This is a genomic window from Paenibacillus sp. 2KB_20 (genome assembly GCF_052115765.1).
In the GTDB taxonomy this organism is placed as follows: Bacteria; Bacillota; Bacilli; order Paenibacillales; family Paenibacillaceae; genus Paenibacillus_AQ.
This window is the reverse complement of the sequence record NZ_JBFRHH010000001.1, coordinates 1126734-1153709: the sequence shown is the minus strand read 5'-3', so window position 1 is coordinate 1153709 and position 26976 is coordinate 1126734. Positions and strand designations below refer to the sequence as shown.

At 49.1% G+C, this 26976-nt stretch carries 28 protein-coding genes and 1 riboswitch; of the genes, 20 read left to right on the top strand and 8 right to left on the bottom strand.

Going from position 1 to position 26976, the window contains the following annotated elements:
- Window positions 1-66 precede the first annotated feature (66 nt).
- Window positions 67-2121, top strand: a complete 2055-nt coding sequence (locus AB4124_RS05430) for a peptidoglycan D,D-transpeptidase FtsI family protein (RefSeq protein WP_441971565.1) — start codon at window positions 67-69, stop codon at window positions 2119-2121.
- Window positions 2122-2182: 61 nt separating this feature from the next.
- Here the strand turns inward: AB4124_RS05430 and AB4124_RS05425 are convergent, their stop codons facing one another.
- Window positions 2183-2644: an SRPBCC family protein gene (locus AB4124_RS05425; RefSeq protein ID WP_441971563.1), complete on the bottom strand. Its 462-nt coding sequence runs from the start codon at window positions 2642-2644 to the stop codon at window positions 2183-2185.
- Window positions 2645-2905: 261 nt separating this feature from the next.
- On the opposite strand from AB4124_RS05425, the gene AB4124_RS05420 reads away from it, so the two are divergent.
- Genes AB4124_RS05420 through AB4124_RS05410 form a run of 3 tightly spaced genes read left to right on the top strand, consistent with a single transcriptional unit; the run spans window position 2906 to window position 5821 of the window.
- Window positions 2906-3652, top strand: a complete 747-nt coding sequence (locus tag AB4124_RS05420; RefSeq protein ID WP_430112004.1) for a Cof-type HAD-IIB family hydrolase — start codon at window positions 2906-2908, stop codon at window positions 3650-3652.
- 7 nt (window positions 3653-3659) lie between these two features.
- Window positions 3660-4139, top strand: a complete 480-nt coding sequence (locus tag AB4124_RS05415; RefSeq protein WP_076324907.1) for a DUF456 domain-containing protein — start codon at window positions 3660-3662, stop codon at window positions 4137-4139.
- A 56-nt stretch (window positions 4140-4195) separates the two neighbouring features.
- Complete coding sequence (locus AB4124_RS05410; protein ID WP_076324852.1) at window positions 4196-5821, top strand: putative polysaccharide biosynthesis protein; 1626 nt, start codon at window positions 4196-4198, stop codon at window positions 5819-5821.
- 83 nt (window positions 5822-5904) lie between these two features.
- Here AB4124_RS05410 and AB4124_RS05405 read toward each other — a convergent pair whose 3' ends face one another.
- On the bottom strand, window positions 5905-7296 hold the full coding sequence (locus AB4124_RS05405) for a DUF2515 family protein (protein WP_441971560.1): 1392 nt from the start codon (window positions 7294-7296) through the stop codon (window positions 5905-5907).
- Window positions 7297-7434: 138 nt separating this feature from the next.
- Between AB4124_RS05405 and AB4124_RS05400 the strand changes: the two genes are divergently transcribed.
- The 7 genes from AB4124_RS05400 (at window position 7435) to AB4124_RS05370 (ending at window position 14127) form a co-directional block, all read left to right on the top strand.
- Window positions 7435-7779 (top strand): thioredoxin family protein, encoded by a 345-nt coding sequence (locus AB4124_RS05400; protein ID WP_379407320.1) that lies wholly within the window; start codon window positions 7435-7437, stop codon window positions 7777-7779.
- Window positions 7780-8023: 244 nt separating this feature from the next.
- Window positions 8024-8998 carry a COX15/CtaA family protein gene (locus AB4124_RS05395; RefSeq protein WP_441971558.1) on the top strand — a complete coding sequence of 325 codons (975 nt, stop codon included), beginning with the start codon at window positions 8024-8026 and terminating at the stop codon, window positions 8996-8998.
- Window positions 8999-9458: 460 nt separating this feature from the next.
- Window positions 9459-10178, top strand: coding sequence for a Cthe_2314 family HEPN domain-containing protein (locus AB4124_RS05390; RefSeq protein WP_441971556.1), 720 nt, complete (start codon window positions 9459-9461; stop codon window positions 10176-10178).
- Between the two features lie 121 nt (window positions 10179-10299).
- Window positions 10300-10446, top strand: a riboswitch (SAM riboswitch).
- Window positions 10447-10553: 107 nt separating this feature from the next.
- Entirely contained in the window at window positions 10554-11570 is a 1017-nt protein-coding gene (locus tag AB4124_RS05385; RefSeq protein WP_076324847.1) for a methionine ABC transporter ATP-binding protein, read from the top strand.
- A complete protein-coding gene (locus tag AB4124_RS05380) occupies window positions 11570-12238 on the top strand; it encodes a methionine ABC transporter permease (protein ID WP_076324846.1) in 669 nt (222 codons plus the stop codon). Before AB4124_RS05385 ends, AB4124_RS05380 begins: the two co-directional genes overlap by 1 nt.
- A gap of 68 nt (window positions 12239-12306) precedes the next feature.
- Window positions 12307-13149, top strand: a complete 843-nt coding sequence (locus tag AB4124_RS05375; RefSeq protein ID WP_076324845.1) for a MetQ/NlpA family ABC transporter substrate-binding protein — start codon at window positions 12307-12309, stop codon at window positions 13147-13149.
- A 204-nt stretch (window positions 13150-13353) separates the two neighbouring features.
- Window positions 13354-14127 carry an SDR family oxidoreductase gene (locus tag AB4124_RS05370; protein WP_076324844.1) on the top strand — a complete coding sequence of 258 codons (774 nt, stop codon included), beginning with the start codon at window positions 13354-13356 and terminating at the stop codon, window positions 14125-14127.
- Window positions 14128-14250: 123 nt separating this feature from the next.
- On the opposite strand, the gene AB4124_RS05365 is transcribed toward AB4124_RS05370, so the two are convergent.
- Complete coding sequence (locus AB4124_RS05365; RefSeq protein WP_006212609.1) at window positions 14251-14496, bottom strand: NifU family protein; 246 nt, start codon at window positions 14494-14496, stop codon at window positions 14251-14253.
- A gap of 82 nt (window positions 14497-14578) precedes the next feature.
- On the opposite strand from AB4124_RS05365, the gene AB4124_RS05360 reads away from it, so the two are divergent.
- A complete protein-coding gene (locus AB4124_RS05360; RefSeq protein ID WP_441971553.1) occupies window positions 14579-14827 on the top strand; it encodes a YuzB family protein in 249 nt (82 codons plus the stop codon).
- Window positions 14828-14888: 61 nt separating this feature from the next.
- Here AB4124_RS05360 and AB4124_RS05355 read toward each other — a convergent pair whose 3' ends face one another.
- Complete coding sequence (locus AB4124_RS05355) at window positions 14889-15947, bottom strand: NAD(P)/FAD-dependent oxidoreductase (protein ID WP_098748870.1); 1059 nt, start codon at window positions 15945-15947, stop codon at window positions 14889-14891.
- Between the two features lie 157 nt (window positions 15948-16104).
- Window positions 16105-17211 (bottom strand): aminofutalosine synthase MqnE, encoded by a 1107-nt coding sequence (gene mqnE / locus AB4124_RS05350; protein WP_098748869.1) that lies wholly within the window; start codon window positions 17209-17211, stop codon window positions 16105-16107.
- 390 nt (window positions 17212-17601) lie between these two features.
- Here mqnE and AB4124_RS05345 point away from each other — a divergent pair, with 390 nt between their 5' ends.
- Complete coding sequence (locus tag AB4124_RS05345) at window positions 17602-17961, top strand: HesB/IscA family protein (protein ID WP_076324840.1); 360 nt, start codon at window positions 17602-17604, stop codon at window positions 17959-17961.
- Between the two features lie 172 nt (window positions 17962-18133).
- On the opposite strand, the gene AB4124_RS05340 is transcribed toward AB4124_RS05345, so the two are convergent.
- Window positions 18134-18343 carry a hypothetical protein gene (locus AB4124_RS05340; RefSeq protein ID WP_076324839.1) on the bottom strand — a complete coding sequence of 70 codons (210 nt, stop codon included), beginning with the start codon at window positions 18341-18343 and terminating at the stop codon, window positions 18134-18136.
- Window positions 18344-18564: 221 nt separating this feature from the next.
- Between AB4124_RS05340 and AB4124_RS05335 the strand changes: the two genes are divergently transcribed.
- On the top strand, window positions 18565-19227 hold the full coding sequence (locus AB4124_RS05335; RefSeq protein WP_430111990.1) for a YheC/YheD family protein: 663 nt from the start codon (window positions 18565-18567) through the stop codon (window positions 19225-19227).
- 297 nt (window positions 19228-19524) lie between these two features.
- Window positions 19525-19668, top strand: a complete 144-nt coding sequence (locus AB4124_RS05330) for a sporulation histidine kinase inhibitor Sda (RefSeq protein WP_098748866.1) — start codon at window positions 19525-19527, stop codon at window positions 19666-19668.
- A 197-nt stretch (window positions 19669-19865) separates the two neighbouring features.
- Here AB4124_RS05330 and AB4124_RS05325 read toward each other — a convergent pair whose 3' ends face one another.
- Window positions 19866-20867: an NAD(P)/FAD-dependent oxidoreductase gene (locus AB4124_RS05325; protein WP_441971550.1), complete on the bottom strand. Its 1002-nt coding sequence runs from the start codon at window positions 20865-20867 to the stop codon at window positions 19866-19868.
- Window positions 20868-21345: 478 nt separating this feature from the next.
- On the opposite strand from AB4124_RS05325, the gene AB4124_RS05320 reads away from it, so the two are divergent.
- Together AB4124_RS05320 and AB4124_RS05315 are read left to right on the top strand one after the other, a co-directional pair.
- Window positions 21346-22539 (top strand): NAD(P)/FAD-dependent oxidoreductase, encoded by a 1194-nt coding sequence (locus AB4124_RS05320; protein WP_076324836.1) that lies wholly within the window; start codon window positions 21346-21348, stop codon window positions 22537-22539.
- On the top strand, window positions 22540-22800 hold the full coding sequence (locus tag AB4124_RS05315) for a hypothetical protein (protein WP_441971547.1): 261 nt from the start codon (window positions 22540-22542) through the stop codon (window positions 22798-22800). It abuts the gene before it with no gap.
- A 156-nt stretch (window positions 22801-22956) separates the two neighbouring features.
- Here the strand turns inward: AB4124_RS05315 and hemQ are convergent, their stop codons facing one another.
- Window positions 22957-23706 (bottom strand): hydrogen peroxide-dependent heme synthase, encoded by a 750-nt coding sequence (hemQ, locus tag AB4124_RS05310; protein WP_076324834.1) that lies wholly within the window; start codon window positions 23704-23706, stop codon window positions 22957-22959.
- Window positions 23707-23956: 250 nt separating this feature from the next.
- On the opposite strand from hemQ, the gene AB4124_RS05305 reads away from it, so the two are divergent.
- The 3 genes from AB4124_RS05305 (at window position 23957) to dnaI (ending at window position 26947) form a co-directional block, all read left to right on the top strand.
- Complete coding sequence (locus AB4124_RS05305) at window positions 23957-24256, top strand: YuiB family protein (protein WP_339273692.1); 300 nt, start codon at window positions 23957-23959, stop codon at window positions 24254-24256.
- Between the two features lie 198 nt (window positions 24257-24454).
- Window positions 24455-25960 (top strand): DnaD domain protein, encoded by a 1506-nt coding sequence (locus tag AB4124_RS05300; protein ID WP_076324833.1) that lies wholly within the window; start codon window positions 24455-24457, stop codon window positions 25958-25960.
- A gap of 33 nt (window positions 25961-25993) precedes the next feature.
- The gene (gene dnaI / locus AB4124_RS05295; protein ID WP_076324832.1) at window positions 25994-26947 is read left to right on the top strand and encodes a primosomal protein DnaI; all 954 of its coding nucleotides are present in this window, start codon (window positions 25994-25996) and stop codon (window positions 26945-26947) included.
- Window positions 26948-26976: the final 29 nt, after the last annotated feature.

Genomic DNA, 26976 nt, shown 5'->3' with positions numbered 1-26976 from the left:
ATGAAGTGGGGGGGCGTTTATGTTAATATGGGTTTATGTGATTGTGGATAAAGGGGAGAAGCATACGTGAAAGGGTTTAGGCCGGATAAGCGCAAACAAGAAGAACGAGATGCCGGCAGTCAGTTTAACTTGCGGGTTAATCTATTTTTTTTCAGCACTTTTATCATATTCTGTGTCGTTATTATACGTCTTGCTATACTGCAGTTCGTTGAAGGGCCTGAGCTAAAAGAGCTCGAAACCGGTGGGCAGGTTAAAAATTTCCCGCTTCAGCCGATCCGGGGCAGCATCGTTGATGCTTCCGGTACGCCGCTTGCATACTCAACACCCTCCCAAGCACTGTATTTAACGCTGTTAAAGGATTACAGTTCATCCGAACGAGGGAAGAAGAACCGTCCGGAGATCGAAAAGCTGGCCGAGGAAATGGTCAAGGTCTTCGAACAATATGGTGATCCAAAAGCCGAAAAGTTGACAGTGGATGATGTGATCAAAGCGATGGACCTGGAATTCAACAAGCAGCCGGGTTATGAGCCGAGACGCATTAAGGCAGATCTTTCGACTAAAGAAGTGGCTTACTTCATGGAGCATAAGAACGAGTATCCTGGAATAGAGGTTGTTGAAGAAAGCCAGCGTCAATATAACCAGGATAAAATTGCCGTTCAAACGATTGGTTATTTGAAAGAGTTCCGCGGAATTAAGACACTGGAAAAATATAAAGAGATTGATGAGCAGAACAAGAAGCAAAAAGATCCGGGACTTATCTACACGGAGCAGGAGAAGGTCGGTGTAGACGGACTCGAAATGATGTTCCAGGATGAGCTGCGCGGCAAGAACGGATATATCGGGATTCCGATTAATCCGCAGAACATGGCGGACGGGGTGCCGACCATGATTGCCCCGGAGAAGGGCTACAATATTCATACGACGATTCATAAGGATATTCAGAAGGTTACGCAGCAGGCGATCATTGATCAGCTGAAATGGCTTCACGCCAATACGGTTTCCGGTAAAACGCATCCGAATGCGCAAACGGGTTATGCCGTAGCGATGGAAGTGGACACCGGGAATATTGTCGCTATGGCCAGCATGCCGGATTATGACCCGAATGTGTGGGAGAATGGGACCGATGATTGGGAATCGGTCATGAAGTATTATGGCAACGGAACGATTTCTCCATATAGTTCCGGTCGATCCGGCAACAATCTGGAATCGGTCGTGCTGCTCGGTTCCACCATGAAGCCTTTGACAGTATTGGTTGGACTTAATGAAAAATTGTTCGGGCCGAACGATTATTATTATGATGGCGGTGCAGCATTCTTCGGTAAGGATAATACGAGAGTCCGGAACTCGGGCGGTAGAGCCTACGGATCTCTGAATGCGAGACAAGCGATTGAGCATTCCTCCAATGCCTTTATGGTTGACTGGATCGGGGAACGACTGTATAACAAATACGGCTCCAAATCCGTTGAAAAATGGGATGAATACATGAAGGAATTCGGGCTTGGGGTATCTACCGAATCCGGTCTGCCGAAGGAGCATAAAGGAATCATCGAGTATACCAATATCGAGCAGGCGGGAAGTTATCTGGCTGCCATGGCATACGCTTCATTCGGACAGTCCGGTAAATATACGACGCTCCAATTGGCGCAGTATGCCAGCACGCTTGCCAATCGGGGAGAACGCATTCGGCCGCAGCTTGCGAGCAAGATCGTAGATCAGGACGGCAATGTGATTAAGGAATTCAAACGCGAGGTATTGAATAAAGCGGAATTCCCGCAGCAGTACTGGAATGAAGTCATTGCAGGGATGAATACGCAGGGGCTCCGAGCTTTTGAAGATTTTAAATATGATTTTGCACGGAAAACAGGAACATCCGAGCAAGATATTTATAAAAACGGTTCTCGGATCAGGGTGGAAAACGGGGTGTTCATCGCTTTTGCACCACGGCAAAATCCGAAGCTGGCCGTCGCCGTCGTCATACCGGAAGCAGGCTTTGGTTCCCAGAGTGCCGCGCCGGTTGCCCGCAAAATTTTCGATGCGTATGACGAAATTTACGGACTCGACGGTACGCCTCACCCTAAACAAACCGGGGGTGAGAATGAGGAAGGCAATCCGAACCAATAATAGGAAGCGACAAAACGGCAGCCAAGAGCCCTCAATGGGTTGGCTGCCGTTTCTTTATCCGTTATACAAGGGCGTCAGGGGCTTTGTCCGCTACCAGATTCAGGACGACGATAAACTCCAGCAGCGCTTTGAGGCCGCAGAGCACCATGGTGTATCCTCCCATGGAATCAATAGCTCCCTGCACCATTTCATCCGCACTGCCTGTAAATCCGGAATGGGTAATGGCAACGAAGGTCTCATGATCGCCCCGTGGCGTGAATGTCCATTCGGTTTGGGTCCGGTCTGAAGACTCGATCGTGATGCGGCGATTCACTTCAATATGTTGAACGTACACGTCATCATGTACCCCATACATCTCCCAATCCCAGCGGATATGACGGCCTTCCTCAAGCTTGCCGCTGCTTTTGGTAAACCAGAACTTGGTTGTAATCTCAGGGTCAATGAAAGCCTCGAATACCTGGGCTACCGGTCTTCGAATGAGCATCTCTGCCGTCACGACGGGGTTCTCATTAGGTTTGGTCATATGATTTTATGACTCCTTTCAGGGTTGTCTTCAGTAAATATCGTAGCACAAAGGAAGTCATATTCTTTCTTTCACATTGCTTATTTATTTCAAGGGTCGTGTGATTGGTTTGAGCGCGTGGGGAAATCCTACTTGTGGCTAGGCTTTACCTCAGTTTTGGCCTGTTAGGTGGCTGCTATTCATGAGGGGATGTTTTGACACCCTGTCTTTTGTGGTAAAATGTCGTTATGTTTGCTGATGATTCGTAAGGGGGTTAATACCATGAAATATAAATATCGGTTGTTAGCACTGGATATGGACGGTACGCTGCTGCGGGACGATCATGAGGTGTCGGAGGAAACGGTAAAGTGGATCAAGGAAGCGGTACGGCACGGCATTCACGTCTGCCTCTCGACAGGTCGTCCGTTTCAGGATGCCTATCCGTATGCCAAACAGCTTGAACTGACGACACCGATGGTAACGGTGAACGGCGGCGAGGTATGGCGCGCGCCATATGAATTGCACCGCCGAGCGCTGCTCGACAGCAAGCTCGTGGAGGAAATGCACGCACTCGCCATTGAAACCGGGTCATGGTTCTGGGCGTATTCAGTAGAAAGATTATATAACTCTGAGAATTGGATCGACGATGTCGCGAATCAGGAGTGGCTGAAGTTTGGTTACAACACGAATGATCATGAGGTACGCCACAACATTCTGATGCGCCTGCAGGATATGGGCGGACTGGAGATCACGAACTCCTCGCCGGATAACCTGGAAATCAATCCGCAGGGCGTTAACAAAGCGACCGGAATCGGACAGGTGTGCGAGCTGCTCGGAATTAGCATGTCCGAGGTTGTAGCCGTAGGAGACAGCCTGAACGACCTGGCCGTCATCCAGCAGGCTGGCCTCGGCGTGGCTATGGGCAATGCCCAGCAGACGGTTAAGGATGAAGCGGACCTTGTGGTTTCCAGCAACAATGAGGACGGCATCGTTGAGGTCATCAGGGATCATATTTTGATCGAAGGGTGAGATGTTGATGGACATATTGGGCTGGATTATTGTCATCGCTCTGTTTATCATTGGGATGGCCGGGGCGATTTACCCTATTCTGCCGGGGGTTATCGCCATTTACCTGGCGCTGTTTGTTTACGGCTGGTTCTTTACATTTGAGCATTACAATGCATGGTTCTGGATTATTCAGACGATCATTCTGGTGGTGCTCTTCATTGCCGATTATGCGGTTAACGCCTGGGGTGTTAAGAAGCTCGGCGGTTCCAAAGCCTCGATATGGGGCAGCACGATCGGACTGATTATCGGACCGTTCGTTATTCCCGCTTTTGGATTGATAATTGGACCATTCCTTGGGGCATTTCTGGGTGAAATGCTGGCAGGCTCGGGACCAAGCAAATCCATGAAGGTTGGTTTCGGATCGGTCATTGGCTTGTTCAGCAGCATTGTGGTGAAGATTATTTTACAGCTCGCGATGATTATTATTTTCTTCATTTGGGTTTTCTAATAGACGCTTAGGAATCGCTGTAAGAGGCGCTTTGGAGGAGAAAGAAGGGTACGGTTTTGTCAAAGAAAGAGTCATTTATTAAAGGCACGATCATCTTGGCCGCTGCTGCGCTGGTTGCCCGCGTGCTGGGTCTTGTCCAGCGGGTGCCGCTGGAACATATGCTGAACGATATAGGGGACGCTTCATTTACGATCGCCAATAACGTATATTTAATGCTGTTAACGGTAGCAACGGCAGGCATTCCCAGCACACTCAGCAAAATGGTATCCGAGCGTCATGCTTTGAATAAGCCTGCGGAGGCTCGGCGTGTCTATCATGCTGCACTTATTTTTGCCGGGGTAGCGGGTATTGTCATGACGCTGCTGCTATATTTTGGAGCTCCTTATTATGCTACCCATATTTCTAAGCAGCCGGAGGCAGCCGCGGCCATTCAGGCACTCGCCCCAGCGCTGCTGCTGTTTCCGGCCATCGCGATGATGCGAGGATACTTCCAGGGACGTAATAACATGACAGCTGGCGGCATATCTCAGATCATCGAGCAGATTGCACGGGTTCTGACAGCCATCGGCTTGGCCTATGTGCTGCTGCGGATGGGATACGACGATACCTGGATTGCGGCCGGAGCTTCCTTCGGTGGCGTACTCGGCAGTATCGGCGCGTTTGCAGTCATGCTGTACTTCACGGTTAAACTTCGCCGAAGCGATCGTGAGCTCAAGATGCCGGCGGCGGACCGCTCCATTCCGCTTGGCGGGATATACCGGGATATATTCACGCTGTCCATACCGATTGTGCTGTCTTCCCTGGCAGTTCCGGCTGTTAACTTCATTGACAGCTCTATAGTGAAGCCGCTGTTGATCGGGCAGATTGGTTTGGATCAGGCGACAGCAGCCCTCGCGGTGTTGGGAAACCGGGCTCAAAGCGTGGCGGGGATTCCGCCGATTCTAGCCATTGCCCTCAGTACCTCGCTTATTCCGATCATCTCTGCAGCTTTTGCGAAGAAGGACCAGGAGCATTTGGAACAGCAAGTATCGCTGGCTATGCGTATAGCCATATTGACGGGGATGCCGATGGTGATTGCGCTATGCGTGGCATCCTATTCCATTAATGGATTGCTGTTTAGTTCCTTGGGCGGCAGCGGGATTATTGGATTTCTGACGTTCGGTACGATTTTCCAGATCACGATGATGACTACAAATTCCATTCTTCTTGGAATCGGCAAGGCCAAACTCTCGATGATTCACGTGATGATCGGGGTTGCAATCAAGCTTGCAGCCAGCTTCCTGCTTGCTCCGTTCTTTGGTATCTACGGGATCATAGGGAGCACGGCGCTCTGTTTCCTTGTTATTACGATACTGAATATAAGATCGATTAAAGCGATTGTATCCTTCTCCATCCTGGGCAAACGCTGGACGGGCTTCTTGTTGACGGTGATTGCCGCCGGGGGAATTGGATATGGCCTGAATCTGGCCGGTATTCAAATGGTTGATATCATGCCGGCACGGTTGGCCTTCCTGCTGACTTGCCTGGTTGTAGGCGTGGCCGTGGTCATTATATATCTTGTCCTGCTGGTGGTGTTTGGCGTATTGCGGCAATCGGAGCTGAGCAGTTACCCGCGCATTTTGCAGAAAGTGTTCCGTCCGCTTATGAGACTGCAGCCTGCACGTATGCGGAAGCGGGGATAAAAACATATACTTAGTTTCACTTATCGTGTGAGTAGAACCGAATGGAGACCATCCTTGTATTATCGGGACGGTCTCTTTCCATTTTAATGCCGATGGAACTGATCAGACACATCATGCACGATAGAGGTTTTCTCCAGAGCGGCCCGATGGGCATGGGTTATATCCGGCAGCAGCGGCCGTAACGGTTTACGAATGTGCCTAAACATCGCCCGGCCCTGATACCAGTCGTACCGGGGAATCGGCTCGGGGGTCTCATCCTCCCAGATCTCTTCAAGATAAGGGCTGTACAGACGCTGGCCATCGGGCAGCCATTCTGATGTGATGAGGTCAGATCCCGCGTGGCCATGATTCATGGCTTGCTCAAGCGTCGGCGTAAATAAGGCCGGCCAATATTCGGCGCGCGATCCCTGATGCTTGGTGGATCGTGCGAATGACAGCACCGCGCGGTATATCTCCTCATACCCAAACAATAAAGCATACAGCGAACGGCCTGCCTTGATCCGAATGGACAGGTCGTCAAACTTGGGTAAGGTAAGTCCCGCCAGCGGCCTGGCTGGGGATAAGGGCTTCTGGACAGGGCTTTCGCCCGACTCTGTTCGATGGACTTGACCCAGCGGAAACACGATTTGATTCAACCGGGTCAGCTCATGTATCCGAAAGAAGGGATCCTGTAGAATATGCTGTAGGTAAAAAGGGTGTCTTGCCACACGCCCCTCAATATAGTTCTGCTCATTAATGATCAGGGCTACCGTAAGCAGCGAACTGCTCTGATCCTGCCAGAACTGCTCCCAGAACGGTGTCATGAACGCTGAAACATGAAAGTGGGGGAGCAAATGAAATAGGGGCTTACCTTTTTTTCGACTGTGTATATAGAGCAGCAGCTGGGGATAGGCGTCCTGGAAGATCAGTGCATTGCAGCGCTCCAGGAAGCGATACAGGTTGTTCTTAAATGTCGGATTCATAAGATCCGACATCAATCCACCCTTCAGATCACTCATATTCCACCCGGCATTACGCGATACCATGTGGGCCAGAAAGGCCCAATGCAGCTCAGGTTGTGATACATAGCAGTCCCAATAGGCTTGCGTACGGGTCACGTTACTTCGGTTGGCTGCAGCTGTGGCCTCTTGAATATGATGACTCAACTCCTGCTCTTCTGGAGATAGCTGAACCTCTGAACCGGTCTCATGAATCCGAATATCGCTATACCCTTGCATGGAAGGGAGCGGAAACGGGGAAACGCTCTGCTGCAGATAGGGATGGGAGGAGAGGATATCCTTGAGCTGCCTGCGAATCGTTCTAACGGCTGTGTAGTCCCAACGCAATTCGTTTCTGCTTGTCCGGAGCTTTAAGGAGAATCGCCACGATGCGATCATCCCCGACCATGATTCGGTCAGGGCTTGCGGAATAGCTGCCGTCCATGACCATACATCCTTGCCCCGGTTTTTATTATCATTGACTCCATTCGAGTGCATTTGAGGGTCACCTGCACTTTCTGATGGTTAATCCCAGCCTGTGAGCATCATAATGTCAGTATGCTCTAAAATTTGACTTCCACTCAACATTTTGATTCACTAAGGATGAAGGAACTCGACGTAAAGGGGAGATAATCAATGGAAAAAATCACTTCAGAAGCAGAATTTCAGGTTGCAATCCAGTCTCCGCGACTGACTGTTGCCGTATTTAAAGCAGACTGGTGCGGCGATTGCAAGTTTATCGATCCATTCATGCCGGAGGTTGAGACAAAGTTCTCAAACCAATTGACTCTGGTTGAGGTTGACGTCGATGCTGTCGGTGACGTGAGTCAGCAGCAAAATATTATGGGTATCCCTAGCTTTGTTGCATATTCCGATGGACGCGAGTTGGTTCGCTACGTTAACAAACTCCGCAAATCACGCCAGGAGATTGAAGAATTCCTGCAGCGTGCCGTGGACGTATACAGTACGATTCATAAGTAAGAGTGACTATAGCACCGCCGCCTTGATCTATAACTGGCGGCGGTGTTGTTTTACATATCAGTTAGAGGTAGGGTGAAGAAGTCAAGTACCTGTATCATGAAGGTTTTTCTCATTTTTGAACATTTTGTCACAAACGCTCAAGTGACCGTAGCGGTAGAATCAGGTATAATGAAATGTGGACTGTGTACGATGCGATCCCGTAAAGGTTTAAATAGTGAATGATTATGAGCAGCAGGTGAGATAAGTGAATGATAAACAATTAAAATGGCTGAGTTACATAACATGCTTAATTATGTTCTTCGCGACGTTCGGAGGCATGGTTGTGACAAAGACGGGCTCGGGACTCGGTTGCGGCCAGGAGTGGCCGCTGTGCAACGGTAAATTTGTTCCCGCTTACACGGTATCCTCCATGATTGAGTATTCCCACCGGGCTGTCAGCGGAATGGCGGGGTTGGCCGCGCTGGCTTCGCTGATTGCGTTCTGGAAGTACAAGCGGGATCGCCGGGATTTGATGGCTTATGTTATCGGGACCTCGGTATTCGTTGTAGTGCAGGCGATCATGGGTGCGCTTGCGGTGGTTAAGCCTCAATCGGCTGCGATTATGGCGCTGCATTTTGGCTTCTCGCTGATTGCTTTTGCTAGCTCCGTCATGCTGGCTCTGGGTATGCGGCGGGTAGAACAGGCGAAGGGGCCCGTAGACTTGGAACGTCTGCCTCGGGTAAGCAAGGGTTTCCGTAATTTAGTCTGGGGCACAACCCTGTATAGCTATATCGTCGTTTATATTGGTGCATTCGTCAGCCACACCGATTCTAGAGAAGGTTGCTCGGGCTGGCCGCTGTGTAACGGGGAGGTGATCCCGGAGCTGGGCGGTGGGGTCGGCATCGCCTTTATGCACCGGGTGGCAGCGCTTCTGCTGCTGGTCGTGGTTGCGGTGATGGGGCATTTTGCATATTGGCGCAACCGCGACAACCGGGAGATACAGATGCTGGGCATCTCGGCAACCGTGCTCTGCTTGCTGCAAGTGTTTAGCGGCGCCCTCATTATGGCAACGATGCATAACGAGGAAGTTTACGTATTCTCCGCGCTGGGACATACACTGCTGATCTCGGCCTTATTCGGCGTACTCTGTTATTTAAGTGTCAGGGTATGGCAGCTCAGCAAGCCGGTTAGAGCCGAAATGCGGCCGGATCATAGCATGTCTCGTGAAAAGATTGTATAAAAAAGAAGCGAAAATCATTAAACGAAAAGATCGAATTTAAGGCAACACCGTTTATGCAAAGTCCCCGAACCAGCGTTCGAGGGCTTTGTTGTATAGTGAGGAGGGAAGTGGATGATAGCCAAACCTTCCGCTCGACCTGTCCGATATCAAGGAGACGCTGGAAGTAGTATTGAAAAGGTTTGATCCCGCAACGGATTAGTTTATATTTATTAAGATTGACGAAGGCGATATCCTGGAGGATATCTGAAAGTCGCCCCATTCTGTGGGTTGTCTGGCCGTTTCGGGGGCATCCTATAAGAACAATCCTCTGGTCATTGAAACACGAATGAAATCGGGATACCCGGGATGAGTTATTCCCGCGTGAGGATATCGTGAAGACGGTTAAACGCGGTGGAATCACTATTTCGATAAATAGCGGTCAAGAATGAAGATTAATTTGATGACTCGAGGGGGTAACGCCATGCTTCGTGTGTTACTTGGGGAACAGCCCCGGCACAATAACGGACTGCTTGAGGAAGCCATCGAATCGATGGTCAAGACAACCCGGCTGCTGCAGAAGGAAATGGAGAAAAATCAGGATCCGACGCATGACTTTCGCAAGCTTGAGATTTGGACCCGGGGGTTGATCGTTTCCCTGGATGAGCTGGAACAGAGCTGGAATGCGGCAAGGCATTTCAGTCAATCGGTCAAATCGGGTTACATCGATGACATGTCGATTCAGGAGCAAGGGGAATATCAACGATATGTGTATTTTTACAAAAACGGCTTCATACGGGTATTCTCGATCCTTGACAAGCTGGGGACGGTGTTGAACGATTTGTACGATCTTCATACCTCCAAGGTGAAGGCGCATTTCTCTTATTTTACGGTCCTGCGGCAGTTTAAATTCCTGAAAGCCCACGGAGAGCTGGCCAAAGAGCTGGAAGCGATCAAGGAGCGTTACAAAACACCGCTGAACTCGCTCCGGAAACGGCGCAACGCCGAAATCCATTACATGAATTCCGAGATGCAGGATGATTTATGGCAGCGTCATCAAGGGCTGTCGGACAAGATCGAGCTGGAGGATATCGATCAGCACCTGGACGATCTCAAACAAGGTGTCGATATGGTATGCCGGAGTCTGGCGGCCTCTTATAAATATACGAACGAGCTTTGGGGGAAAAATGGAGTCAGGGCTTAGGCACAAGATCGCCATGAAATTCCTTTTGACAAAAACCTGAAAAGAATCTATACTAACTATTGCATTCATTAAATGTTATTAAATCAGATCAAATTAATCGGAAAAATTTCATATCGATGTTTTCTTATCGAGAGAGGCGGAGGGACAGGCCCGATGAAGCCCGGCAACCGACTCCAGCGTGTAATTGCTTAACGCAGTGACGCTTGGAGTGACATGGTGCTAATTCCTTCAAAGCTACAGGATATCCCTTGGCTTTGACAGATGAGAAAAGGCGTTGACTTTTACGTAAAGAGGGCCCTTTTTGATTCTACAAAAAGAGGCTCTTTTCTTTTGGGTAAATAGATATGAAGCTACGGAAAAAGGAGGATTATCGGATTGATTGAGCTCAAGCAATTGACGAAGCAGTACGGAAAAGCCGGAACCTTAACCACTGCGTTGTCCGAATTGGATTTGTCGATTGAAAAAGGAGAAATCTTCGGAGTCATCGGACACTCCGGTGCAGGTAAAAGTACATTGATCCGTTGTATCAATTTGTTGGAGCGTCCCACCTCGGGCGAGGTGTGGGTGAACGGTAAGAACTTAACGTCGCTTGGCAAGAAGCAGCTTCAGACGGAACGCCGCAAAATCGGCATGATTTTTCAGCACTTTAACTTGTTATCTTCCGCGACGGTGTACGATAACATTGCGTTTCCGCTGCGTCTGATCAAGACACCAAAGGCTGAAATGGAACGCAAGGTATCCGAACTGTTGGCTTTGGTCGGCTTGGAGGCGCATCGGGATAAATACCCGTCCCAGCTATCAGGCGGGCAGAAGCAGCGGGTCGGCATAGCCAGAGCGCTCGCAAGCGATCCCGAAGTGCTGCTGTGCGACGAGGCCACTTCGGCGCTTGACCCGCAGACGACCGATTCGATCCTGCGCCTGCTGCTGGACATTAATAAAAAGTTTCATCTGACGATCGTGCTGATTACCCATGAGATGCATGTGATTCAGAGCATATGCGACCGGGTCGCCGTCATTCATCAGGGCGGCATTGTGGAGCAAGGGCCGGTAACGGAAGTGTTCCTGAAGCCGAAGCATGAAGTGACCCAGGAATTTATCCGCCAGGAGATGGACAGCGGCGAAGCGCTGCGGCTGGCCATTCAGGGCCAGGCGAACGGACCTTCGAGGGCGGTGCAGATTACGTTCCTTGGATCGAAAACGTACGAATCGATTCTGTCCCATACCGTTCATGAGACGGGCGTGAATTTTGCAATTCTGCAGGGCACGATCTCCACGATCAAAGAAACGCCGTATGGCCAGCTCATCGTCCGTTTCGAAGGGGAAGAGCGTGCCATAGAAGATACGATCCGGAAGCTGCTGGAACAAGGATTAGACGTGGAGGTGATTCATTAATGTTCGGGCTTGATTTTACCCAGATCGACTGGAAAGAGATATGGACGGCAACATTGGATACCCTTCGGATGCTGGGGGCTTCGGCATTGTTCAGTTTCATCATCGGACTGCCGGTTGGCGTGCTGCTCTACATGGCTGCAAGATCTACATCCGGTTTGGTGCGCTTCGGTTACACGATCCTGTCGTTCATTGTGAACATCCTGCGTTCGGTTCCGTTCATTATTCTGATCGTTGCGATGATCCCGATTACGAAGTCGCTCGTAGGTGTTTCGTACGGCGTGCTGGGAACCATTCCGCCGCTCGTGATCGGCGCTGCGCCATTCTTCGCTAGGCTCGTAGAAACGGCTTTGAATGAAGTGGATAAAGGCGTGATTGAAGCGGCTCATGCCATGGGCTCCTCGACAAGTCAAATCGTATGGAGGGTTCTCCTCCCGGAGGCTCGTCCGGGCTTGCTGGCTGGGATGACCATCACGATTGTAACCCTGGTATCGTATACCGCGATGTCCGGTCAAGTCGGCGGAGGCGGTTTAGGAGATTTGGCCATCAAGTATGGGTATTACCGTTATGAGACCGAGATCATGATTCTGGCCGTCGTATTAATGATTGTGCTGGTACAGCTGCTGCAAATGGCAGGAGATCGTCTGGTCCGACATTTTACAAGAAAATAACGGGATGGATGAGGCATCAAGGAAGACAATATAAAAAATAATATATTTTCGGAGGGAGCGTTTTTAGAATGAAAAAATGGACATTGGCATTGATCAGTTTGACATTGGTTACAGTGCTGGCTGCGTGCGGCAGCAAGCCTGCGGATAAAGCAGCTGAGCCAGGGGGAACAACAGGAGGCGGCACTCAAGAGACCGTAACCTTGAAAGTAGGCGCTTCGCCTTCACCTCACGCCAAAATTTTGGAGCATGTTAAACCAGCGCTTGAAAAAGAGGGCGTGAACCTGGAAATCGTGGAATTCACGGATTATGTTCTGCCAAATACGCAAGTGGACTCCAAAGAAATCGACGCGAATTTCTTCCAGCACAAGCCTTACCTGGATAACGAAATCAAAGAGCGTAAATTGAATCTTGAATCCGTGATCGCGGTGCATGTGGAGCCGTTGGGTGCTTACTCCAAAACCATTAAATCTGCGGATGAGCTGAAGGATGGAGCGGTTGTGGCGATCCCGAATGATCCTTCGAATGCAGGCCGTGCGTTGACTCTGCTGTCCAAGAATGGCGTAATTAAGCTGCAAGATGAAACCAAGCTTGAAGCTACCGCTAAGGATATCGTGGAAAATCCGAAGAACCTGGAGTTCAAGGAAGTTGAAGCCGCCATGCTGCCGCGTATGCTGGATGAGCTGGATCTGGCTGTCATTAACACGAACTACGCGCTTGAAGCGGGACTGGACCCAACAAAGGATGCACTCTTTATCGAAGACAAAGAGAACCCTTATGCCAACCTGCTGGTAGCTCGCCCGGACAACAAGGACTCCGACGCCATTCAAAAATTGGCCAAAGCGCTGACTTCCGAGGACGTGAAGACCTTTATCGAAGAAGAGTACAAAGGTGCTGTCATTCCGGCATTCTAATTCGAGCACCAAAGGCTCGATGATGCTGTAGATTAGTTCATCGTATCCCTGAAGAGAGGGCATTATCCAAAGAGACCTATCGGTCTTTATGGATAAGCCCTTTCTTTTTTTTGTGTGGCGGCCATCTATGCCGGGTTGCAAGTTGTTAGGCTTTATCAAATCTTTTATACTGAAGGAAGGATATCCATCTGAGGAGGGAAAGCCTTGAAGGGAAAAGTGGCGCTGATAACAGGCAGTGCGACAGGTTTGGGGAAAATGACGGCGCTGTCGTTAGCCCGGCAGGGATGTCATTTGGCTATAAATTATGTAAACAGCAAGGATGAAGCGGAGGCGCTCTCCCGTGAAATCGAGGGGTTTGGCGTGAAGTCTATTGCGATTAAAGCCGATATCGCCAGCGAGCGTGAGCTATATTCATTGGTGGATCAGACGGAGGAGCAGCTGGGAAGCGTCGATATCCTGGTGAACAACGCAGGCCCTTTCATTCGGGAGCGTCGTCTGTTCTCAGAGTACAGCCGGGACGAAATCGTCCATATGGTGAATGGCAATTTAACCGGCGTCATGCTGCTGGACCACCGCGTTCTGCCTGCCATGCGGGAGAAGAAGTGGGGACGCATCATCCACTTTGGATTCGGACATGCGGGAGAAGCCCGCGCGTGGCCTCAGCGTTCAGCCTACGCGGCTGCTAAAGTGGGCCTGGTCTCCTTTACGAAGACGCTTGCGGTGGAAGAAGCACCGTATGGAATCACCGTGAATATGATCTGTCCTGGGGACATCCGCGGAGCCAATAAAGAGAAGACCATCGATGAAGTTTCGGGCATTCAAGATGGGCTGACCCCGCGCGGACGATCGGGAAGCGGGGAGGACATCGCCCGGGTGATCGAATATTTATGCCTGGATAATTCGGATTTCATTACTGGCAATATCATGGATATATCCGGTGGGCTGGACCCGATCCGCCCGTTGATTAAGCCGGAATAACAAACATATAAATGCGATTAAAGAATGTCTTACGCTTCGCTGAAAACTTATTCATTCTTTTATCTCAAAAAAAGAGTCTTGGTTCCACGAGGGAAACCAAGACTCTTTATAGTTAAAGAAGATTTAGAATACTTGAACTACTTCTTGAATGCCTTCTACTTCTTCAACCAGGGCGCGTTCAATCCCTGCCTTCAGAGTAATGGTGGAGCTAGGGCAGCTACCGCATGCACCCATCAATTTCAGCTTAACGATGCCGTCTTCAACGTCAACCAGTTCCACGTCACCGCCGTCGCGCTGCAGGAACGGACGAAGTTTATCAAGCACTTCAGCCACTTCATCATATACAGTGGTTTGCGTGTTTTCACTCATCTTGTTCAACTCCTTTCCTCCCTATATTATAGTACATAAACCGGCAAAATAAAATGCCAATCTTAAGGCAGGTCTAATCACAATGTCCATAATCATTGAGTTTTGCACAAGCAATTCCTATTTTGGCACGGATAAAGTTCTACAGACGCTTGAAGCCAAGTATGTTTGTCAGGTCATCGAATACGGCTGCCTGACCAGCTGCGGCCAGTGCTACCTGATGCCCTTCGCTTATGTGGATGGCGAATGGGTCGAGGCTCCCACGGCTGAAGAACTGCTTGACGTTGTCATAGCCAAACTGGAAAGCTTTCAGGACAGCGAAGAGGAAAGCTGAGCCTGATTCCTGGCATATTCCTTCCATAAGGATCTACAAAGCGCCTGCAGCCTGCTCAGTGCTAGTAGTGACGCTTGGATTTCCAGAGAACGCCGCTCTTCAGTATCCTTGGTACCCGGCCCAGAACCGAGGTGCTGCCCATGAGTCCAAAGCCTGCATGTTTGCCGAGGGAACCGAGGGTTCCCTTGAGCTTCAGCGGAGATACCTTTGGCGTATCATCCCGCCATAAAGCTTTCATGACATGTCCCACTTGCTCGGCTTGAGCCCCAGCGGCTTGGGCGCTTGGGACGAACGGGAGGCTGGCGCAGTCGCCGATCACGTACACTTCCGGATGGGAAGGAACCTGATACCACTCGTTCAGCAGAATGCGTCCGCTGCGGTCTTTTGGCAGATCCAGATCCTGTACGACCTTTACGGGCTGAATACCCGCCGTCCATACAGCCAGGTCGGTTGCGATTGGCACATCCAGATTGTACACGGCGTCCTTCTCAACTCGGGATACGGAAACGCCGCTGTGGATATCCACATGGTGTTCCTCAAACCAGCGATGAATATAAGCAGACAAACGGTTAGGAAAAGAAGAAAGTACCCGTTGTCCTCGGTCCAAGATGGCGATATTAAGGTCAGGCCGGCTTTCACGAAGATCGGCAGCGAGCTCGATTCCGCTTAAGCCTCCGCCAATGATATGAACATGACCATAAGGTCTGAGGTTGTTCAGGTGCAAATAGGTTTCCCGGGATGCAGAGAATGATTGCAGGCTGAACGTGAATTCTTCAGCGCCCGGTACTCCATGATAACGGTCCGTACATCCCAGAGCAATGGCGAGTTGATCGTATTCCACGGGATCGTTGTTCGTCAGGTTAACAAGCCTCTTCTCTAGATCAATGGATGTGACTTCACCATATACAATTTGGAGGCGGTCATACACCGGGAATTTAACACGAACGGCGGTATCGGCCACGGTGCCTGCTGCCAGCGCGTAATATTCGGTTTTGAGTCCTTGGTATGGCATGCGGTCGATGAGCACGACCTCCACGTCCGGAGGAAGATAGCCGCTGAATAATTCTTGAATTAGGGCAAGACCACCATAGCCTCCGCCGAGAATGACGAGCTTTTTCATAAATTTCTTCCTTTCTCAAGAGATAAGAAGGTGAGCGCCGATTCGCAAGAAAAACGCCGCTGGAAGCGGCTTAGGTTACCCACGCTATATTATCTCTTTAGCCTGTTTTCCGTTTTTTGGAACGTCTCTCGTTTGCTTAAATCCCTGCTGGTAAGATTTATTCGTAAACCTTGATCTCGTTGTAGAAGGTATCGCGTTCAACCGGAATCCGGCCTGCGCCTTGGATGAGCCAGACGAGCTCTTTGCGTGTCAGCCCTTCCGGTGTTAAGGCTCCTGCAGCATGGCTAATACGTTCCTTGAGGATCGTACCATGGACGTCGGAAGCCCCGAAGCTGAGAGCAACTTGAGTTAATTGCGCCCCGATATTAATGAAGTACGCTTTGATGTGATCGATATTATCGAGCATCAAACGGCTGATGGCAATGGTTTTCAAATCTTCGTAGGCCGAATTGCGGCGCATGATGCCTGCATTCTTATTCTTCGGCTGCATGGATAGGGGAATGAATACCATGAATCCGTTCGTTTCATCTTGAAGATCCCGAATTTGCAGCATATGGCGGATCCGGTCCTCATGGCTCTCGATCGATCCATACAGCATGGTGGTGTGTGTCTTCATGCCAAGCTTATGCGCGGTACGGTGAACGTCGAGGTATTGATCCACGTTGGCTTTGTCCACTTTCATCTTCTGACGATATTGGTCGGACAGAATCTCGGCGCCGCCGCCTGTTAAGGATTGAAGACCTGCTTTCTGCAGTTCCTGGAGTACTTCCTTTGTGCTAAGCCCGCTAATGCGAGTGAAGAATTCAATCTCCGCCGCCGTATAGGCTTTTAGCGTTACTTCCGGGAAACGCTCGTTCAATGCCTTCAGGGAATCTACATAGTACTGGAACGGCACATGGTTATTATGTCCGCCAACGATGTGAAATTCACGAATGCCGGGATGAATATGCTGCTCGACATATTCAATCATCTCAGCGCCGGAGAGGGTATAGGAGCCTTCCTCGCCTTGATCTTTCCGGAAATTGCAAAAAGCGCAGTAGGATTCGCATACATTCGTGAAATAGAGACTCATGTTCTCTATGAAGTAAACTTTCTTCCCGTTCTTGCGCAAATTTGCTTCATTAGCCAGCTGCCCGAGGGTCAGCAGGTCATCAGTTTGGTACAAATACACACCGTCTTCAAGATTCAGGCGTTCGCCGCTTTGGACTTTCGCAACGATCTCGGCCATTCTCTGATCGGTAAATGGTGTCACAATTGTGGACATGTTCAATCCTCCTGTTCACACTTGATCTGCTTAGAAGATTCTGCAGAAAAGCGATCATAAAGTGAATCACTCCCCTAAGGGAACGGTCCGTTTATAGTGGTATAACAACAACATCAATAATGGGCTGAATAAATAAATAAGTTTGTGAAAAAATATACAACTGTGGACCAGCCATAACCTTTGCCGCTTTTTAACCGGGGTATGTGACAATTATCCAACAGTTGCCGCCCATGTTCCTTCCCTATTATAAACCTGACCCCTCGGGGTAGCAACACAAATAGAGGAATTGAAAATAGGTTTGTCATTACATATCAAAAGCCATCATAACAACCTTGAGCGAATTCGCGAAGAGGAGTATACTTAAGGAGTGAACGAAAAGGAGGGTGACCTATGATTACAATCAGCGACTCAGCTGCAGAACGTTTAAAAGAAATGCTTGCTGAACAGGAAACGCCCAATATGTTCCTTCGACTGGGTGTCACTGCCGGCGGTTGCAGTGGTTTTTCATATGCAATGGGCTTTGACGATAATGAAACGGAAGCTGACGTATATATGGATCTGCAGGATATGAAGGTCGTTGTCGAGAAGGACGATCTGAAATACCTGAATGGTCTGGAAATCGATTTTGAGGAATCCGGCATGACCGGGGGCTTCACCATCCACAATCCGAACGCGACCGTAACGTGCGGCTGCGGTTCGTCATTCCGTACGGCAACGGATGCGGGCAAACCGAACGAAGAGCCTTGCTAATAAGGACTCTCTAGAGGGTTAAGCCTGAGTCCAACAGTGAAAGACCTCTCCAGACAATCTTGTCGGGGAGGTCTTTTTTGCGTTATCGGGAAAATCCGCTATAGACATAAGAACCCGAAAAAGCAGCCAACTCCGCGATAAGAAGAGGCTGCTTTTTCGGGTTCTTCATAGTTCAGACCGGGAAGAAGAAGGTATCGTTCAGCATCAGCACGATCATGCCGGCGGCCACAAGCGAAAATATGATGCAGCCCGCTCCGAGTCCTCTGCGCTTATCCTTGATGAACTTGAAGCCCATGGCAAAGATAAGAACGGTTACGGCTGCAAGTGCAATCGACATGCCGACAATGGCGATCCAGTATAAAACTTCAAACAATGCTGCCAAGGTGACAAAGCCTCCTTTATCGTTATCCAAGGTGATGGATTTATTACGGACAAAGCTCTGTTCTTACTATACGACAGATCACATCATTTGCAAAGGGAGGCTGTCATGAGGCCACAAGAACCCCAATTATTAGGCATACCATCACGGACAATCATCCAAGACAAAGTGCGGATAGGGGAATAGGATAACGTATGTCATGAATAAAAGGAGGCGAAAGCAGCATGGCGGGAAGACAACTGGCCAGCAAGTGGTTGAAAACGGAAGCGCTGCTGACCGATCCGCAGGTTGCTCCCTACATTCCGGCTACTCAGTCGTATGGAGGGGATACCCTGGTCTCAATGCTGGCCGAACACGAAATGGTCGTGATCAAGCCGATTGTAGGAACCGGTGGTAACGGAGTCATCCGAATACAGAAAGACGGAACGGGATACTTGGTAACCCATAAGAGGCGTACTGTTCATGTAGATACATTGAATTCCCTGTTATACGTACTGAGCAGAATAAGACTGAGACGGCGCTACTTGATACAGCAGGGTATTCATTTGGCTAATATTCAGGGACGTCCGCTGGATTACCGTGTAAAGGTAGTCAAGGATCGAGGAAGATGGAAAATTCGGGCCATGCTTGGGCGGCTTGCGAACCCAGGGCTTTTTGTGACGAATATTTGTAAAGGGGGGACGCTGCTTCGTTGTGGTCATGCACTCCGGCTGTCACTGCCCCATATTAATGCGATGGAAAAGCGCAATGAAATGCGCCACGTAACCAGACAGTGCATAGGAATATTGGAAGCCCATTTTCCAGGGATCGGCGAACTGGGATTTGATTATGGATTAGACAATGAGGGCAAGATTTGGATTTTGGAGGTTAATACAAGACCAAGCTGAATTTTTGTTTAATATTCCCAAATGCAGCCGTTTAATGATTTTTTAATAGGGTAATAAAAAAATAACGATAATCTACCGATATTATAATTGATTAATTTTTTTTATAGTAGATTTCCCCAATATCCTGTGTATAACATTTATCCCCATAATCCACTTTGATATGACCCTGTTTTTTACACTTACCAACAAATTATACACAGGATTTCCACAAGAGGTTGTGGATAAGCGAACAGTTGTTCCGTTTTGGTATGTCTGATATGATAGATTCAGGAAATTTGAGGAAGGGGTGTGAGAGGGATGGCTATGTTGACAGATGAGATGCTTCTCGATTCCTATCATATGGCTATTGAGTTGAAGTTGGAGCGAGAGTTCATCACTCTACTGCTAGCCGAGATTCATAAACGGAACTTGGACACCGATTCCGGCAGCATCCTGCATTAATCAGATTTTTCGTATATAGAATAGATAACTTACGACATGATACGTATATAATGTGGGAGCTTTCAACCAAGTTCTACATATGGTTTGAAGAATAGAAAAGGTATCTTCGATTCCGGGGCGGTGCATACCCCCTCGGAATGAAGATACCTTTTTTTCTATGAATATAGATGTATATGAAGTTAGAATCCGAGCTGTCCTTACAGTTTCATGTTACTGCTGTGGCCCGGAGCCAATCTGGCCTCAGGATCGAAGTAAACCTTGGCATTGTTTACGGCGGTAGGTGCTTCGCCAAATCCAACAGCGATCAGTTTGACCTTGCCCGGATAGGTGGTGATGTCGCCGGCTGCAAAAATACCGGGGATACTTGTTTCCATACGGGAATCCACCACAATGGAGTTGCTTTCGATGGCGATGCCCCATTCGGAGATCGGACCGAGGGAGGACACAAACCCGAAATTGACAATGACATCGTCCACTTCAATCTCTTGCGTCTCTTTGGTCTTAATATGCGAAAGCGTAACCTTCGTAATGGTATCATCACCATGCAATTCGGTGATCTCGGTTGGCGTAATGATGTTCACCTTCGATGCCATCAGCTGTTCAACACTATGCTCATGGGCACGGAATTTGTCACGGCGATGAACCAGTGTAACCTGCTCGGCGATCGGCTCGATCATGAGCGCCCAGTCTACGGCAGAGTCGCCGCCGCCGCTGATGAGAACCTTCTTGCCTTTAAAGCGGCTGAGATCGTTGACAAAATAATGAAGGTTGGACTTTTCGTATGCTTCTGCCCCTTCAATCTCCAGTCGACGGGGTTGGAACGCTCCTACACCGGCTGTAATGATGACAGCTTTGGCGTGGTGTTCACCCAGATTCGTTTTTACGACAAAATGACGTTCTTCGAGTTTTTCCACAGCCTGTACTTTCTCTTCAAGACGAATGTCCGTTTTAAAGAGCTCCATTTGGGTAGACAGATTGTTCACAAGCTCTTGAGCGGTTACTTTTGGAAAGCCTGCTACGTCATAAATATATTTCTCAGGATACAGCGCAGCTAATTGGCCTCCAAGCTGAGGCATGCTCTCGATAAGTTTTACCGAAGCTTGGCGCATTCCGCCGTAAAAAGCAGCAAACATACCTGCAGGTCCGCCACCGATAATCAAAAGATCCGTCATATTGCTGTCTTGTGGCATCGTTGTCATGCGGTCAGCACCTCCATAAAATGAGTTTATATTCGAATCAGACAGACGTTCTTGTCCGGATAAAGCTGATTCATGAATTCCTTACCTATTATAATCGTCCCGAACCGGCATGAAAAGACGAGAATTGAGTTAAAATACCTAACATTGGAATGGATGCGCTTACTTAGTAAGTAAGGGGATAAATGGCGGAATTATTTGCACATTATATGGCAAAAAATTTCTTGATATTTGCATGGTTTATGCATATGATTAACGTGATAACTTGCGTTCATTACAGGGTAGTCCCATATATTATCAACTGCAGCAGCATTAAGGAAACTTAGTGTTTCAGCTGTTTTTGAACCTTAATGAACCTTCAGGTCAAATGATGAAACGGGCTCTGATAAGGGCTCTTCTCTTTTTTTGGATGCATTTTCACAGAATGTTAACATGTGTACCATACTGTATATATAAAGAGTAAGCTGGAAGGAGCAATAGAATGAGCAGCATACCGAAGATCGTAATCCTTGGCGCGGGTTACGGGGGCATATTGACAGCGCAGCGGCTGCAAAAAGAGCTGAATTATAATGAGGCCGATGTTACATTGGTGAATCGCCATGATTATCATTATATTACAACGCATTTGCATATGCCGGCAGCAGGAACAGACAGCATTGAGAACACCCGGGTATCCATTTCCAAGTTGATAGACGAATTCAAAATCGACCTGGTCAAATCCTCGGTTCAGGAAATCCGCCTTCACGATAAGAAGGTTATTCTTGAAGATGGAACGTTATCCTATGACTATCTTGTCATTGGACTCGGCGGAGAGCCGGAAACCTTTGGCATTCCAGGACTCGCTGAGCATGCGATGACGATCCGAAGCATCAACTCGGTACGATTGATTCGTGAGCATATTGAGTATCAATTTGCTTTATATAAAAATGAGCGCAGACCGCAAGAGCGCATTAACTTTGTGGTTGGCGGGGCCGGATTCAGCGGCATCGAGTTTGTAGCCGAGCTGGCGGACCGCATTCCGAGACTGTGCAAGGAATATGACGTGGATCCGACGCTGGTGAATATCTATAATGTTGAAGCCGCGCCTGCCGCGTTACCTGGGTTTGCACCGGAGTTGGTGGAGTACGCCATGAACGTTCTTGAGAAGAAAGGCGTTACCTTCAAGATGGGCATTGCGATCAAGGAATGCCTCCCAGGCGGAGTCGTTCTGAACAATGGTGAAGAGATCCGGGCGGCAACGGTGGTATGGACCGGCGGCATCCGTGGGAACCGTCTGGTGGAAGCAGCTGGTTTCGAAACGATGAGAGGCCGCGTTAAGGTGGATGAATACTTGCGAGCTCCCGGATATGAGAACATTTATATTATCGGCGATAACTCCCTGATTTTTAATGAGGAAGGCAGACCTTATCCGCCGACCGCTCAAATGGCGATGCAGCAGGGCGTGTGTTGTGCCCAAAATATCGTTGCGGCGATTCGGGACAAGTCCATGCGCAAATTCGAGTTCCACAATAAGGGCACGGTTGCTTCCCTCGGCCGGGGCGAAGGCATTGCGGTAGTCGGCGATAAGAAATATCAGGGATGGAAAGCGGCTCAGCTGAAAAAATTGGTTGATCTGCGCTACCTCTTCATTATTGGAGGGATTCCGCTCGTCCTGAAAAAAGGTAGGTTTCTATAAATGAGACACTGCAGCGTTCAAGTACGGGGGCTGCTCACAAGAGATGAGCTGGATCGATATAACGCGATGATGGAGGTCGGCTCCTATTTGGAGTCGCAAGAGCGGTACGATCTGGCTTACACCATTCAGCAGGAGGTCGATATTCTCATACTTCCTGCAATTGAGCGGCTCAAGGATAAGGGACGTGCCCGGGACCGGGCAACGGCTGAATATCTTGAAACCTTGCGCAAGCAAGAGCAAGATGAGGACGACAGTGAGTAATAGAAGAAGGGATGCTCTCAGTGTTGAGAGCATCCCTTTTTTGACATATTAGAATTTATAAGTTTTTTGGGGTCCCCGCAAAGTATTTGGAATAAACATCGTAGCATAGGCTCCACTTTGTGGGGTTTTGTACATCCTTTTTATGTGCAGAAGGAATTATACCTTCATTAAATCTGTAAACGAAGCCTGATCGAGCAGGTTGCCGACATAGAACGGACCAAACTCGCCGAAACGCGCACTTACCTCGTCAAATCTCATTTCGTATACGAGCTTCTTGAACTGAAGCGCGTCGTCACTGAACAGGGTTACGCCCCATTCCCAATCGTCGAATCCAACGGAACCGGTGATGATCTGTTTGACCTTGCCGGCATATCCGCGGCCAATCATCCCATGGCTCTTCATCATCGATTTGCGTTCATCCATGCTCAGCATATACCAGTTGTCCGACAAATCCCGCTTTTTGTTCATCGGATAGAAGCAAATATGCTTCGATTTAGGCAGAGCCGGCTTCAGACGGGCAATGACATGCGGATTCTGCATCGGATCCTCATCGGAGGAGCCAGCCAGGTAGTTGCTCAGCTCGACAATGCTTACATACGAATATGACTTTATGGTGAACTGGGCGAACGTTGTTTTGTTAAAGGCGTTCTCGATCGCGTTCAGCTCTTCGAGCGTCTCGCGCAAAAGCATGAATACGAAATCGGCTTTCTGACCGACGATGGTATATACAGCGGTACTGCCTTTCTGGGCAGCTTCGACGGCATCCCATTCCTCGAGGAACGCATTCAGCTCGTCCAGCGCAAAAGCACGTACTTCTTCATCTGCAGCTTTCCAGGCCGGCCAATTGATGGTGCGGAAATCATGCAGCGCATACCAGCCCTCAAGCGTCATTGCAGCTTCGTTCATGTGATCACTCCTAAACGTTATGTTCGTTATTATAGAAGCGGATGGCCGCTTGCATTAACTTCCTATATTGTACTGTAAGCGCAGTCGGAAGGGCAAACGCCGACACAATGATTTCACGATTGTTCGTTGATCTGTGACATTATTTTTAGTAAACTAGCTATTAGCTAAAGCTTGGTGTGCTGTTTCTTGCTGCAATAAAGTAGAATAGCTGCTACGCGTAGGTGATAAAGAAGAGGTGAAAACAGCGATCATGCTTCAATTTATTCCTGTGCTCGTGCTGATGATTTTGTTTTTTGTTATGATGTTCGGTATCGGTTTTATCCTGAATATGTTGATGAAGACGACCTGGTTTCCTTGCTATCTGTTTGTGATTGTCATTTTGCCGGTCGTTGTATACAGCTTGTGGGATCGGGGCCAAATGTCGTTCTGGACTCACGTCGGATCATTCCAATTGGTGGATTACTTAACGGGAGTTGCAGGTTTGATTGGTGCCTACTTGAGCGGATGGACCATTAAGACATTGCGTATTAAAGGCTTTAGAATGTTTTAAGGCGCGTGGCGCAAATTGAATGTAGTGTTGATGGCGGCTCTGCAATACCCGGGGGCCGTCATTTATTATTTATGGAAGCATGCAAATGGCGGGTGCACGAATTCCAGAATTTTTGATGCGAAAGAACCGACTTCGAAACGACGGATTTATGATAGAATAGAGGAAGTCTATTTTTGGGCGACAGGGGGAGCATAAACGATGCGCATGACTAATTTTTTACATTTTACAGAGAACCACCGTTACTGCGTATACCGTGACTTCTGCTTAAGCGGCCTGGATGACAAAATGCTTGGTTCGATATATCAACCGATGGTTGGCGCGTTTGCGATCAGTCTGTACCGTCTTCTCGTATCGCATGTGCCGGTGGAGAAGGTGGGTTACTCGGCTATTGAACAGCAGCGAAGATTATTTCTGACATTAGGGCTTGAGCCTAGTGAAAAAGGACGCCGCTTTCTCATTGAGCAAACCTCCAAGCTGGAAGCGGTAGGTTTACTGCAGACAAGCCGGATGTTTGTCCCGGAAACGGACGACCATATCTATGAATATGAGCTGCAAGCACCGCTCAGTCCAGCGGAGTTCTTCAACACCCAGCATCTGACGCTGCTGCTTCGCGACAAGGTGGGGAAATTCGCCGTTCTGTCGTTAAGAGAAGAGCTCTGGAGCAAGGAACCCCTTGAATGGTCTGGTATTTCCTTCAACAAGGAGAACATTTCGGTTCCCTTTTATGATATTTTTGAGCTGAACACGCATGTCATTGATTATGAACTGGAGCAAGCGCTGGAAGAGGTCGCGGTGTCACGGAAGTCAGTGGTGCCGCCAAATCCGCAAGGAGAGGGTCTGAACTATGCGGACATTATTCTCCGTTTCCCGCGTGAATCCCGCAATCGGGTCTTTGTGGAGCGTCTTCGCTACGACCATGAACAGATGGGCATTGTGAATTACGTGGTGCGCAAATATGATCTCAGCACGCAGGATTTGTGTCGCCTGCTGGATGAGGACGGCATATTTACCGAGCATGGTGAGGTCGTGCTGGATGATCTGCAGCACAAGGCCAGTCTTCATTTTAGGCAGGGAATGAAGATGCAGGAGAAGCGGCAGATTACCGCGGGCAAGGTCGTTGCCTTGCATCAGGAGATGACAGCCGATCCGGAAGAGCCTGCACAGGAGCATGCCGTAGAGATGGAATACTATGTAGAAGTTCCTGCCCAGTTCCAATCGAAATGCGATATTCACCAATATAATATGATGCTCCGCAACGAGCCTTATACCCGGCTGCTGCAGACTTTCTTTCCCGGCTCGGTCCCAGCGCAGTTCCTGGACATCTTCGAAAAGATCGACCTGAGCTATAAGCTGCCGGGTGAAGTCATCAACGTGCTCATTCATTATTTAATGTCACTCATGGCCGCAGGCGGCGAGCAGCGAATCAACCGTAATTTCGTGGAGGCCATTGCTTCCAATATGCTGCTGAAGCAGATTAACAGCTATGAGAAAGCTGTTCAGTATATACGTGATCAAGCCAAGATGAAAGGCAAGCAGAAGGCAACCACACAACGTACGCGTACATACGCTAAAGGCGGAAAGGTGAAGCCGGAAATTCCAGTGGCTCTGGAGTCCGATCAGGCGGAGGCCGTATCGGATGAGGAATTCGAAGAAATGATGCGATTTGCGGCAGAAATGCAGGCTGGCAACAAGAAGGGCGGATAAAGAAATCCTGCTGAAGAGAGGAGGGGACAAGAGATGGAGTCCCTTGGTGAACTGCTGGAAAGCATGAAAAGTCCTGCGCTCCGGCGCAGAACGGAACAGATTACGGAGGATTTGCTTAGGAATCCTCTGATTCAAGCTCTGCGGAGCGAATACCCGGAGATCGATGATCGGGTCATACGATTGAATTTAAGTAAACTGTATCAATATGCGGGGGATCAGGCCCACTGCAAGGAGTGTCCCGGCCTGAACCGGTGTCCGAATGATTTCCAGGGACATTTCAGCAAGCTGGATATCCAGCGGATGAACGGAACCGTGGAGATCTATGAGCGTAAGTCGCCGTGTTCCCTGCAGATTGCGAAGACGAATGAGGATCAGATCAAAAAACGGATTCGCAGCTTTTATGTCGATGAGCATGCCTTGAACGAAGGTTATGACAACATGGAGATTATGGCGAAGGACCGTTTGCGGGCACCGGCGGTGCACCAGGTCTTTAAATACATCCGGGATACGAAGGAGAATGGCTTGTCCCCGCGGGGCCTGTATCTCACCGGTTCGTTTGGTACGGGTAAAACCTACCTGATGGGTTACCTGATGCATGAGCTCGCGAAAGCGGGCCATTCGGGCGTTATCGTGTATATGCCTGATTTCGTGGAAGATCTGAAGACCATGATGCAGGACGGACAGAAGTTGAAGGACATGGTGGAGACGATGAAGCATTGCGATCTGCTGATCTTTGACGATATCGGAGCGGAGAATTTGAATCCGTGGGTTCGGGATCATGTCCTCGGTTCCATTCTGAATTTCCGGATGAACCGGCTGCCGACCTTCTATACGTCGAACTACCCGCTCGACGGGCTTGAACAGCATCTGAGCTTCACGAGCAAGGATGGGGAGGAGGCACACAAAGGACAGCGGTTGATGAACCGAATTGCGCCTTTTGTCGATGTCGTTCATTTATTTGGTGAGAATCAGAGAGGGAAATTCTAGTATTGCAAGCAAACTTCCTATGGATAAGC